Below are 12,394 nucleotides of genomic sequence, written 5' to 3'. Positions count from 1 at the left end.
TTCGGTCCGCCAGCCCCGCCAGCCCAGCGGCGGGGCTGCCACCGCGTACGACATGCAGAGCTGCCCCTTCCCACGGTGCGTTTCCCCGATACCAGCTTGGAGAGACTTGATGCGTCTCGTTACCTATTCGGATCCGTCCGGACGTTCTGCCCCTGGTGCCGATGTTCCGGGCCTGGGTGTGGTCGACCTGTCACGCGTGCTGGACGCACACGGTGTGGAGGTTCCCACCACCGTCGCCGATCTCTTCCGACGTGGACCGGAGTACCTGGACGCCGTACGAGGGGTACTGGCGAAGGTCACCGCAGATGTCCAGCGGATCGAGGACCCGGGATGGTTGGTTCCGCAGCCCGCCACCCTGCTTGCGCCATTGGGTGAGCGCGTCCAGATCGTGGCCGCCGGCGTCAACTACCGTTCCCACGTGCTGGAGATGGGCGGAGATGCGCCGAGGAAGGCCGCATGGTTCGTCAAGTCGCCGCACTCGGTGATCGGCCCCGATGCATCGATCCGAATCCCCGCCGGAGCCCCGGACATGGTCGATTTCGAGGGCGAGTTCTGTGTGGTCTTCGGCCGCAGCTGTCACGCGGTCACAGCAGCCGACGCAATGGACTACATCGGCGGCTACACCATCATCAACGATGTGTCCGCCCGGGATGAGGTCCCCCGAATCGCCAGTGCCACCACCCCGGAGGACGGGCGTTGGGCATGGACGGACATGCTCCTCGGCAAGCAGTATCCAACCTTCTGTCCGATGGGGCCTGCCGTGGTCACCGCGGATGAGATCACCGACCCCGAGAACCTGACGATCAAGACCACGCTGAACGGCCGGCTCATGCAGGACGGACACACCTCGGACCTGCTGACGGGTATCGCCGAACTCATCGAGCAGTTGTCCCAGTACTTTGCCTTCGAACCCGGCGATGTACTGAGCACGGGCACACCGGCCGGAGTCGGCATGGGCCGCAAGCCCCCGGTGTTCATGCACGCCGGTGACGAGATCCGCGTCAGCGTCGAGGGAATCGGCGAACTGGTGAACCACGTGGTCGGTCCCTGAACGAGCGGGCTCAAGTCCATCCCGTGTTCGAGGAACGAAGACACTCGATACCGATCGCGGCAACGTTGCCACACGGCCCGCCCCCCAATGGCTGTCCCGTCCTCCACGGGGCTTAGCTGACCGGGGCCGTGTGGCAACGGTGTGTCCGGAGACCAGTTGTGGCCTCATAGCCAGGGCTTTTGTACGGTTCCGCCGAGCCACCGTCCCGGTGCCCGGTTGCGGGTCAGCACATAGACCCGAGTACGAAACCCATCACCTTCAGAACGACTGTGCCCGGCAGCCACAGCACCGCGGTTGAGGTCATCGCTCCTCCCCGGTCCGAGTGCTGCCGCTGACGGGGCCGTACGACAGTTCTCCTTCGACAAGGAGGGCCGGCGCCTTCGGCCACCACTGGGCATGACCTTCGCCCAGTGGGTGTGCCGCTCGCTGACCACCAGCTGGCGTCGCTCACACCGCCTTGGGTCGAAGGAGACTGCTCCGTCCAGTTCAGCGTGTCGCGGTGGGAAATCCCCAACCCCCAGAAGGCAAGGCTGCCCTGCTGACATCCGCCACTACTGAGTGGTACCGTATAGTGGTACTCAGTGCTACACAGTACCGCTAGGGCCGAGGAGGACTCGCGATGGATGACCTGACGGAGATGCTGAAAGGCACGCTCGAAGGGTGCGTGCTCGAAATCATCGGCGGCGAGGAAACCTACGGATACGCCATCACTCGTCGACTGAACGAGCTCGGCTTCGCCGACGTCGTCGAGGGAACGGTGTACACCATCTTGTTGCGACTGGAGCGGCACAAACTCGTCCAGGTGACGAAACGACCGTCCGGCGTCGGCCCGCCGCGCAAGTTCTACGCGCTCAACGACGCCGGACGCGAGGAGCTCGCGAAGTTCTGGACGAAATGGCAGTACGTCTCATCACGCATCGACAGGCTCAAGGAGGGCGAGCGATGAACTTCTGGGAGACCATCACCGGCAGCGATCTCACCAGGGATTGGAAGGCGTTCGAAGCCCGGGCCCAGGCCCTGCCGGACGACTATCGGGCGGCGTGGGACCAGATCAAGGTCCACCTCCTTCCTCACGGGGACTTCACCGGCCGCAACTTGATACCGATCCTGGACGCCGCGCTGGGGTTGCTCGAAGAAACAGCGGCGGAGGGACAGAGCGTCGACGACGTCCTCGGCGACGACATCCCGGGCTTTTGCGCGGCGCTGGCGGGTGGGGAAGAGGCTCGAACTTATCGCGACCGATGGCGCGAGCAGTTGAACAGGAACGTCGCGAGGAAACTGAACCGGCTGGGAGGCTGACGTGGGCATCCAGGACATCATCGAGGGCAAGAAGCAGTGGCGAGCGCACATGGCTCGGGTCAAGGCGCTCCCGCCGGACTACCGGATCGTCTACAAGGAGATGCAGAAGTACCTGTTCAAGGTCGGACCGGTCGACCTGTCTGACGGACCTCTGCTCCCCGGGATCGTCGAGTTCTTCGAGGAGGGCGCCGCCGCTGGCAAGGGGGTCCTGGAACTCATCGGCAGCGACGTCGCCGCGTTCTGCGATGAGCTGGTCAAGGACTCACGTACCTATGCGGACGTCTACCAGGAGTCCATCAGCGGCAACCCCGGCACGGCCGACACGTAGCACCCGCCGCCTCATACCGCGGGCGCAGCGGCCCGTACACCCGCTTCGATCGTCTCGGCGCAGCGCGAACAGGCGCGAGCCGACCGGCCACCGGTAGCCGCCGCAGGCCCTGTCCACCGAGGCGGTCGAGCAGGCTGGCGATACCTGCCCCAGTCATGCCCACGCCCCCGATGATCCGGGCGCCGGCGGCGGGCCGCTCGACACCACTCTCCAGGGCAAGGCGTCTGACGCGTCGTCCGGACCGTCTCTCCACCGGGTTCCAAAATCTCCCCGGTGTCTCCAGTCTCCAAAAGGAAGTCCACATGCCTTCATCTGTCATGCCCACGCGCAGGCAAGGCAACGGTCATTCGCCGCTGACCGCCATCCCCGCCGTCTCCGCCGTCGGGCTACGCAAGTCATACGACGGAAATCTCGTGCTCGACGGTATCGATCTGCACATCCCGGCCGGGTCTGTGTTCGCGCTGCTCGGCCCGAACGGCGCCGGCAAGACCACCGCCGTCAAAATCCTGTCCACGCTCGTCACCGCCGACGCCGGTGACCTGCACGTCGACGGGCACAACCTGGCCGCCGACCCACAGGCGGTCCGGGCCTCAATCGGTGTCACAGGACAGTTCTCCGCCGTTGACAACTTGATCACCGGCGAAGAGAACATGCTCCTCATGGCGGACCTGCACCACCTGTCCAAGAGCGAGGGGCGGCGGATCGCTGCCGAGCTCCTGGAGCGCTTCGAACTGGTGGAGGCTGCGAAGAAGCCCGCTTTGACCTACTCCGGCGGTATGAAGCGCCGCCTGGACCTCGCGATGACACTGGTCGGCAGCCCGCGGATCATCTTCCTCGACGAGCCGACCACAGGGCTCGACCCACGATCCCGCCACAACATGTGGGGCATCATCCGTGGCCTCGTCTCCGACGGCGTCACCGTCTTCCTCACCACTCAGTACCTGGACGAGGCCGACGAACTCGCCGATCACATAGCCGTGTTGAACGATGGCAAGATCGCCGCTGAGGGCTCAGCCGAGGAACTCAAGCGGCTCGTTCCCGGCGGGCACATCCGGCTCCGCTTCACCGATCCGGTCGCATACCAGTCAGCCGCTGGCGCCCTGCGCGAGGTCAGCCGGGACGAAGAAGCACTGTCGCTGTCCATCCCCAGCGACGGCAGTCAGCGCGAACTGCGCTCCATTCTCGACCGGCTGGACTCGGCCGGCATCGAGGCGGACGAACTGACCGTCCACACCCCCGACCTCGACGATGTGTTCTTCGCTCTGACCGGCCCGGCCAATGTCGTCCCCAACCAGTCCAAGGAGACCGTTCGATGAGCTCACTCTCTCTCGCCATCCGCGACTCGAACACGATGCTGCGCCGCAACCTCCTGCACGCATGGCGCTACCCGTCCGGGACCCTGAACCTACTGCTCACGCCGATCATGATGCTGCTGCTCTTCGTCTACATCTTCGGCGACGTGATGAGCGCCGGCATCGGTGGCGCCGCCGCGAACCGATCCGACTACATCGCCTACATCGTTCCTGGCTTGCTGCTGATGACCGTCGGCAGCACCGTGATCGGGGCCGCGGTGTCCGTCTGCGTTGACATGACCCAGGGCCTCACCGCCCGCTTCCGCACGATGGCGATCTACCGGGGCTCTCTGCTCGTCGGGCATGTCGTCGGCGGCGTGCTGCAGTGCCTGATGAGCGTGGTACTCGTCGGCGCCGTCGGTGTGGCGATGGGCTTTCGGTCCACGGACGCCACGGCACTGGAGTGGGTCGCAGCACTTGGGCTGATCACACTGTTCGCTCTGGCACTCACCTGGATCGCAGTGGGGATGGGGGCGGCCAGTCCGAACCCCGAGGCGGCGGGCAACATGGCCATGCCGCTGATCCTCCTGCCGCTCATCTCCAGCGCCTTCATCCCGGCCGGTACGATGCCGGGCTGGTTCCAGCCGATCGCCGAGTACCAGCCCTTCACCCCTGCGATCGAGACCCTCCGTGGCCTCCTCCTGGGCACCGAAATCGGCAACAACGGCTGGATCGCGATCGCCTGGTGCGTCGGCCTGACCGCGCTCGGCTACCGCTGGTCGACGGCGCAGTTCAACCGCGACCCGAAGTAGCGGAGCCGACCGCCCTCAACACCGCTGTGGCGGCCGATCGGATACTCAGTACCGAAATGCCCGTCGACCAGTGCCCTTCCGCAGCCGGTCCAGCTCGACAACAGCCGTGTCCTACCCTCTGCGGAAGATCCGGTCCCGGCTGCGCGAACACTTGCGCGTTCATCAGTGGCGGGTCCACGCGGGTGGCGGATCCACGCGTTCAAGCCTGGTCCAACCCGTCCAGCCTCGCTCCGTCAGCAGCGCGATCAGTTGCCGGGCTGGCGGTACGGTGTCGAACGCCAGCCTGTCCATCAGCTTGGCGAGTGGCGGTTCGATGCCGGTGTCGTCGACATAGTGCTCGCCCTCCTCGTTGGCCATCTGTGTGATGTAGGCGGCCAGTTCGTCGGCCAGTTCGACCAGCTGTTGAACTTCGCGGGGGCGGTCGAGAGCCTGGCTCAGCGTCCGGTAGAAGCCGACGAACTGCCGATCGGTGATCAGCTTTCGCTTGCGTGCCATCCACTCCGCAATTCGCTCGGGCGAGCGCGCGGCCAGCGGAATCCAGCCATCGCGTTCGACCTGGACTATTCGCTCGTCGACCCCGAGCTCCCGCAGGTGGTCGAGGTACTCAACCACCTCCAGGGGCAGCGCCAGATGTTCCCCGGAGGCGAGGTGCGCGATCCGCTCCCGGTGCTGCTGTCGGTCCAGAATCTCAGCCCGCAGCCGCCTGTCGATGTCGGTGATCGCCGCGGCGAACCCCGCCTCATCGGCCCGTAGCAGTTCCTGCACGCGCCCCAGCGGGACTCCCGCCTCGGCGAGAGTCCGGATCTGGATCAGCTCGACCACGGCATCGGCGTCGTACCTCCGGTAGCCCGAGTGGTCTCGCTCCGGCTCCGGCAGCAACCCCTTGGCGTGATAGTGCCGCACCGCGCGCACCGTCACTCCGGCATACGACGCCAATTCACCGATGGTCAGCATCGGACCAGTGTCCTAGAAGCCGGTCTGTCGGCTGAGCGGTCCGCTCCGGATGATGTTCGCGATCTCCGAGGCATGGGTGAAGACCAACCGATGGTCAGCATCCAGCCAGCACGTGGAAGCGTACGGCCGTTCCCGGATGAGCCGTGCGATGCCGGCGCGCCAGATCTGATTGTGCCGTGGTGCACGTCCTTCAACGCTGTTGCCGGCGATGTACTTCGACATGATCATGCGGATGGGGTGATCGATCTTCCGGTACCGGTCGAGGATTGCGGACCGAACCGCATCAACCTCTAGATTCAGATCGTGGATGTTCTGTGCGGTGAGCAACACTTGATGCGCCGCTCCTTTGGCCCGTTGGGTCTCTTGTCGGCTCACCAGGTCGTCCGCCATCGCGCGGAAGTCCGCCATGTCGACGACGGTGATGAAGGGTTCGGGCAATGGGTTCGCTCCGTCGATGAGGACAAGCCCAGCGACGGTGTCAGGGCACTCTGCGGCGTAGTGCACGGCCAGATCCGCGCCCAGTGAGTAGCCCACAAGCACGGGTTCGGTGGGCAGATCGAGCTCGCCGAGCACCGCAACGAGATCACCGAGAAACGCGTCGAAGGAGTACCGTACGGCGGCAGAAGCGAGGCCGTGCCCCCTGAGATCGAAGGTCACCACATCGTGGTCGCGTCGAAGGAGCTCGATCAGCTCGTGCAGGTCCGCCTGCGTAGAGTTCAGTCCAGGGCAGAGGACCACGGGGCGTCCCTGCCCGCCGCGGGACACCGGAATCGTGACGCCGTCGTGGTGGACCGTGAAGTGCTGTAGCGGCCAATCGCCCCTCCCGGTCTGATCCTCGTCGCCGGTCGGCCTGCCGGCGTGCGTTTCTTCGTGAGATCCCTGGCCGGCTCCGGGAAAGAGCTCGTGATCGCCGTATGTCTTGCGCAGTCCGGCGCCCTCGATCGCATTGGTTCTCGAAGTCATGCCCACCATGCTGAAAGGTTCCCCCTGCGTCAGGGTCAACCCCTGCATCGATACAACTTCCGCCCGCCCGCAACCTCCGGCATCTACCCACAGCGGTCGCGGCCGGCTGGTCAATGCACCCGCCGGGACCTGTTTGGAGGGGTCACCACCAGCACGACCGCTGCGAGTGCGCACGAAGGAGACTGCGGGAAGAAGTGGTCAGAGCATGAGCAGCAGTTGTGTGTTGGGGACGAGTTTCCGGTTCACACTGGTGCTCTGGACGAAAACGGTGAAGTCGTCGTTGTGGTCCGGCTTGACGCGAACTTCCACGTCCGGCAGTCCTAGCAGAGCTCGGGCTGCGGGCCCCGTGTACACACGGTCCGTCTTCTTCTCCATCACTGCGATCTGCTTCCGTGCCTGAATCTTCTCCGGCTTGCTCAGCTGATAGAAGGCGCGGCCGGTGCCGTAGGTGTGTCCGGACTCCGTGACCCAGTCCCGGATGGCAGCGGCACGGGACACCGGAATCAGCTCATACTTCGCCGGATTCGCCGGGGTGAGACCAGCCGCCTTGATCGTGTCCTGGTTGACGGTCTGGGCACCCGTGGAGAACACCGCCCGCGACCCGCGGATGCCCTTGGTGCGACCCACCATGAATTTTTCGGTGGCCTCTTGGATGACCTGTCCAGCCTCTTCGAGGCCCTGGGTGCTCGTGGCATCCCAGATGGCGATGTTCTCCTTGGGGAATCCACAGTTCATGGCCTCGCGCCGGCCCATCTGGTCCGGCACAAGGACGGCCAGCGTCCAGTTGTCGTCCTGCGTCGCGATCATCTTGGCAACGGCGTCGGTCAGTTCAAGCGGATTACTGAAAGGGGCATCCGGACAGCGATGGCTCACGTTCTCCTGGCCATCGGTCAGCACGAACGTCAGGAAGCTGTGGTCACCGTACAGTTGAGCAGTCTGCGCCAGTTCCCTCTGTGACTTCAGTGCAGCCGCGAGTAGAGCTGTCATCCCCCCGGCCCGGTAGAGCTGCTTCAGCGACGGCATCCGCAGCACGTCCTTGTCGTAGATGACGCACTCCACGTTGTCCGCGAAGACATACACCGTGACGCGGGTTTCCTGGTCCAACTCCCGCGACCGGCGGGCAAGGTACTCGATCTGCTGGTCGGCGACCTCGACGACCTTGCCGCTCAGGTGCGACATGGACGAACTGGCATCCAACACCAGAGCAACGTGATTGATGTAGTTCTGGATTCCGGACAAGGTAACTCCCCCTCTTTCCGACTGATGCTCCTACCGTCTCACCCACCACTGACAATCGATCCTGGCCCGGATGAACCCGGCCAGGGCAGCGGCTAGGAACGGCACGGGACCCCCGAGGACGCGGGCCCACCCGGCCACTTGGCGGAGCTCATCTTGCGGAGGCAGGGCTCCACACGCCGGCGATCATCCGCCTCAACGCCGGAGCCACTCAAGCAGTTCGTCGTGACGGAGCTGATAGACGGTGCCGGCCGATCTCAGCAGGCCGCGTTCATGGCACCAGCGGAGAAGGGCTGCCAGGCGCCATGGCAGCTTGCCTCGGCTGACCGAGAGCAGGCCGAGGTACTGGCGACTGGTGACCGCGACAAAACCGGGCCCGGCGGCCACACCGCAGGCCAGGGCGGTGAGGACGGCCAGCGGCAAGCGAACCCGCAGCCTCGACGCACAGTGTCCCGTAGAGCGTGAGGGCTACGACGACCACACCGGAAACCACGCCCGCCATCGCGTCGTTGCGCAGTGAGGACAACGGGGTACACACCCCCGCGCGGATCCGGGTCCGGGTCTCCGCCGTCATTGCGCCGAGCGGCACGCAACCCTGCGGGTACCCCCATCGCCAATCCGATCGCTCCGGCACCGCATCCCGCCGTGAGCCCGATGAAGGAACGGAGACTCCCGGCTCCGGCTTCCGTCTGCGAAGCCAATGACGCCAGTGTGAGCATCCATGGTGAGGACAGCACCGTTTGTGTGACGGTCCCGGGCGCGAAGAGATCGTCCTTCAACTCGGCAAGCCGCGCCCTGTTCCTGGCCCGCTCGTCCAGAAACCGACGCCCGCCGACGGCCTCGACCTCCTCGATCCGCACCGTCGCACCGTCGCACCGTCCAGCAGACTCCGATCGGCCCGACTGAGCTCGACGCACTCTTCCGATCGGCAGGTCTCTGAACTGCGACGACTCATAGGCTACGTGTCTGTGACGAACTCTCACCAGCAACCGATGTCGCCGTCGGAGTAGTTCTCGATGCACTGTCCGAGCGATCAACACGGGGAGATGCGGCGCGGAAGGCGTTGGGGCCTTACCGACAGGGGAAAGAACTTCTGGTTCCGCAGCTGCAACCGCAAGGCCAACGGTGCTTCCCCGTACTCGGCGCACCACCGCTTCGCGAGCGAGGAGTTGTCAATGCCAACGGACGGCAAAAGGCAAGGAGATCTCTCCTTGCCCTTCTCAAGGTATAGCGCACTGGGGGGCTTGCGGCAAGGCCCCCGTTATGGCTCAGAATCATCAGCCGAGGCCACGACCTGCGGAAATGGGGGAACAACGCGCGGGTACTGCTGTCGACCTACGAGGGGGATGCGGTGACGTCAAACCAGCGGTGGGACCCGACAGGGCGGTCGTGAGTCCTCGTGGCGGTGGTGCAGGGGGCACGCCGCCCGGCCGGGCGGAGCGGGCCGGCCGAGCCGTCGGACGGAAGGCGACCAGAGATGCGAATGTGCCCGACAAGAGGTTCGACTGAGCTGGAGGTGCCGGTGAACCGATCGGCAAATGCAGTGCAACGGGACACGACTGATTCGGAGGTATCGCAATGATCGAGCAGTACGTGTTGGACCTCCAAGAGGTCGACGAGACACAGGTCGCGGTCGTTGGCGGCAAGGGCGCGCACCTGGGCGGGCTGTCTCGGATCGAAGGCATCCGCGTACCGGGTGGCTTTTGCGTGACGACAGATGCGTTCCGGCGGATCATGGCGGAAGTGCCGTGGATCGACGACCGACTCGATCGGCTGTCGCGCCTGAACCCGGATGACCGGGAGGCGATCCGGACGCTCAGCGCGCAGATTCGGCGGGCCATCGAAGGGATCGTCATCCCGGGCGATCTCGCGGAGGCGATCACCCGTGCGCTCACCCAGCTCGGCGAGCAGTCCGGCTACGCCGTCCGATCCAGCGCGACGGCAGAGGACCTGCCGACGGCCTCCTTCGCCGGCCAGCAGGACACGTACCTGAACATCGTGGGGCCGACGGCGGTCCTCCAGCACATCAGCCGATGCTGGGCCTCACTGTTCACCGAGCGGGCCGTGACCTATCGCCAGCAGAACGGCATCGACCACCGTACGGTCCGTATGGCTGTGGTCGTGCAGCGGATGGTCTTCCCTCATGCGGCCGGAATCCTGTTCACGTCGGACCCCCTCACGGGCAACCGGAAGGTCGCCACGGTGGACGCCGGCTTCGGCCTCGGCGAGGCCCTCGTCTCCGGCCTGGTGAACCCGGACGTGTTCAAGGTGCGCGACGGCCAGGTCGTCGCCAAGACGCTCGCCGCCAAACGACGTGCCGTTCAGGCCCGGCCGGCCGGTGGTACGCAGGAAGTGGCGATCGACCCACAGCGACAGGAACAGCCGGCGCTGACAGATGCGCAGGTCGTGCGACTCGTGCAGTTCGGGCGGCGGATCGAAGCGCACTTCGGCAGCCCGCAGGACATCGAATGGTGCCTGCTCGACGATGGCTTCCAGATGGTTCAGAGTCGGCCGATCACAACACTGTTCCCCATCCCCGAGACCGACGACCAGGAGAATCACGTCTACGTCTCCGTTGGTCACGGGCAGATGATGACCGGCCCCATGAAGCCCCTGGGGCTCTCCATGTGGCCGCTGACGGCCATGGTGCCGATGCACCCGGCCGGTGGGAGGCTGTTCGTCGACGTCACCCGGCGCCTGGCATCGCCCGCGAGCCGCGCCGGACTCCTGGACGCCTTGGGGAAAGACGATCTGCTGATCAGGGACGCGCTGGAGACCGTCTTGGATCGCGACGATTTCGTCCCGTCGCTCCCGGACTCGGGGCCGGGCAGGCCGCCTGGCGGCGCGCCCGTCACGATCGAGACCGATCCAGCCATCGTCACCGAGCTGATCGAGCGCAGCCAGGCGTCCATCGCCGCCCTGAAGCGCAACATTCGGACCAAGAGCGGACCGGCAGTGTTCGACTTCCTGTGGGACGCCTTCGAGGAGCACAAGCGGGTCCTCAGTGATCCGCTGAACTTTCAGGCGATCATGGCAGGGATGGAGGCGACGTGGTGGCTCAACGACAGACTCCAGGAGTGGCTTGGCGAGAAGAACGCGGCTGACACTCTGACGCTTTCCGCCCCCGACAACGTCACGTCGGAGATGGGGCTGGCGCTGCTCGACATCGCAGACGTGATCCGCCCTCATCCCGAGGTGGTGGCGTTGTTGCAGGACGTCGAGGACGAGGGTTTCCTAGACGAGCTGGCGAAGCTCCCGGGCGGGCCCGCGGCGCGCGACGCCATGGAGGACTACCTCGATAGGTACGGCATGCGCTGCGTCGGCGAGATCGACATCACGAGGCCGCGTTGGCGCGAGCGCCCTTCCACGCTCGTGCCCGTCATCCTGGACCATGTCAGGGACTTCGAGCCGGGTGCCGCTGAGCGGCGCTTCGAGCACGGGCGGCAGGAGGCGCGGAAGAAGGAACAGGACGTGCTGTCACGCTTGCGGGCCCTCCCGGACGGGGACCGGAAGGCGGACGAGGCCAAGCGAATGATCGACCAGGTCCGAACCTTCATCGGGTACCGGGAGTACCCGAAGTACGGCATCGTCAGCCGCTACTTCATCTACAAGAAGGCATTGCTGAAGGAGGCCGAACGCCTTGTGCAGGCTGGCGTGCTCTCTGAGCAGGAGGACGTCTTCTACCTCACGTTCCAGGAGTTCCACGACGTCGTGCGCTCGCACCAGGTGGATGACCGGCTCATCCAACAACGCAAGGACGCGTTCCGCTCGTACCACGCGCTCACACCGCCTCGCGTGCTCACATCGGAAGGCGAGGCCGTCGCCGGGGTGTACCGGCGCGACAATGTGCCGGCCGGTGCCCTCATCGGCGTACCGGTCTCCGTCGGGACCGTCGAGGGGAGGGCCCGGGTCATTCTCGACCTGGCGGAGGCCAATCTTGAGGCGGGCGACATCCTGGTCACGGCCTGCACGGACCCCGGCTGGACTCCCCTGTTCATCGGAATCGCGGGCCTGGTGACGGAAGTGGGCGGCTTGATGACCCACGGCGCAGTGATCGCCCGGGAGTACGGCCTGCCGGCCGTCGTGGGCGTGGAGCAAGCCACCCGGCTGATCCGTGATGGGCAGCGGATCCGTGTGCACGGAACCGACGGGTACGTCGAGATCCTGCCTTGACCGATCACACCGAGAAGGCCCATCCGTAGCGTCCGACTAAGACAACGCATAGCAGTTCAGCGAACTGACCGAACAGATCGAGATCCATGCCCATGTCGTCCACGCTCTGACGACCGCACTCGCCGAGCTCCGACGAGACAGACCCTCCCAGCGAACGTCCGTCGACTCCCGACCGAAGCCACCACCACCGTGGCCCTGACTCTTCTGGCTCCGCCTGGCCGGAGGACAGCCGAGCGGGCCGGGTAGCTGCTGGTGGTGACCTCAGTGCTGGATCAGACCGCCGACT

Annotated in this window: 11 protein-coding genes; 7 read left to right on the top strand and 4 right to left on the bottom strand. The window is 65.5% G+C overall.

Going from position 1 to position 12,394, the window contains the following annotated elements; all coding sequences use genetic code 11:
- Positions 1-109 precede the first annotated feature (109 nt).
- The 6 genes from OID54_RS34460 to OID54_RS34435 all read left to right on the top strand — a co-directional run bounded on the left by OID54_RS34460 (position 110) and on the right by OID54_RS34435 (position 4,782).
- Entirely contained in the window at positions 110-1,051 is a 942-nt protein-coding gene (locus OID54_RS34460; RefSeq protein ID WP_329026057.1) for a fumarylacetoacetate hydrolase family protein, read from the top strand.
- A 619-nt stretch (positions 1,052-1,670) separates the two neighbouring features.
- On the top strand, positions 1,671-1,997 hold the full coding sequence (locus OID54_RS34455) for a PadR family transcriptional regulator (RefSeq protein WP_329026056.1): 327 nt from the start codon (positions 1,671-1,673) through the stop codon (positions 1,995-1,997).
- Positions 1,994-2,350: a DUF1048 domain-containing protein gene (locus OID54_RS34450; RefSeq protein ID WP_329026054.1), complete on the top strand. Its 357-nt coding sequence runs from the start codon at positions 1,994-1,996 to the stop codon at positions 2,348-2,350. Before OID54_RS34455 ends, OID54_RS34450 begins: the two co-directional genes overlap by 4 nt.
- Position 2,351: 1 nt before the next feature.
- Positions 2,352-2,678 (top strand): DUF1048 domain-containing protein, encoded by a 327-nt coding sequence (locus tag OID54_RS34445; RefSeq protein WP_329026052.1) that lies wholly within the window; start codon positions 2,352-2,354, stop codon positions 2,676-2,678.
- 317 nt (positions 2,679-2,995) lie between these two features.
- Positions 2,996-3,994, top strand: coding sequence for an ATP-binding cassette domain-containing protein (locus OID54_RS34440; RefSeq protein ID WP_329027953.1), 999 nt, complete (start codon positions 2,996-2,998; stop codon positions 3,992-3,994).
- Entirely contained in the window at positions 3,991-4,782 is a 792-nt protein-coding gene (locus OID54_RS34435; RefSeq protein ID WP_329026050.1) for an ABC transporter permease, read from the top strand. The genes OID54_RS34440 and OID54_RS34435 overlap by 4 nt, the downstream gene beginning before the upstream one ends.
- Before the next feature lie 162 nt (positions 4,783-4,944).
- Here OID54_RS34435 and OID54_RS34430 read toward each other — a convergent pair whose 3' ends face one another.
- The 4 genes from OID54_RS34430 to OID54_RS34415 all read right to left on the bottom strand — a co-directional run bounded on the left by OID54_RS34430 (position 4,945) and on the right by OID54_RS34415 (position 8,358).
- The gene (locus OID54_RS34430) at positions 4,945-5,736 is read right to left on the bottom strand and encodes a MerR family transcriptional regulator (RefSeq protein ID WP_329026048.1); all 792 of its coding nucleotides are present in this window, start codon (positions 5,734-5,736) and stop codon (positions 4,945-4,947) included.
- A 12-nt stretch (positions 5,737-5,748) separates the two neighbouring features.
- A complete protein-coding gene (locus OID54_RS34425; RefSeq protein WP_329026047.1) occupies positions 5,749-6,699 on the bottom strand; it encodes an alpha/beta fold hydrolase in 951 nt (316 codons plus the stop codon).
- A 198-nt stretch (positions 6,700-6,897) separates the two neighbouring features.
- Positions 6,898-7,938, bottom strand: coding sequence for a vWA domain-containing protein (locus OID54_RS34420; RefSeq protein ID WP_329026045.1), 1,041 nt, complete (start codon positions 7,936-7,938; stop codon positions 6,898-6,900).
- Positions 7,939-8,130: 192 nt separating this feature from the next.
- Complete coding sequence (locus OID54_RS34415; protein WP_329026043.1) at positions 8,131-8,358, bottom strand: hypothetical protein; 228 nt, start codon at positions 8,356-8,358, stop codon at positions 8,131-8,133.
- A 1,155-nt stretch (positions 8,359-9,513) separates the two neighbouring features.
- Between OID54_RS34415 and rph the strand changes: the two genes are divergently transcribed.
- Complete coding sequence (gene rph, locus OID54_RS34410; protein ID WP_329026041.1) at positions 9,514-12,108, top strand: rifamycin-inactivating phosphotransferase; 2,595 nt, start codon at positions 9,514-9,516, stop codon at positions 12,106-12,108.
- Positions 12,109-12,394: the final 286 nt, after the last annotated feature.

Origin of the sequence: Streptomyces sp. NBC_00690, assembly GCF_036226685.1 — a bacterium.
Taxonomy (GTDB): Bacteria; Actinomycetota; Actinomycetes; order Streptomycetales; family Streptomycetaceae; genus Streptomyces.
The sequence above is the reverse complement of the archived record's forward strand: the minus strand, read 5'-3'. Positions and strand labels throughout refer to the sequence as shown.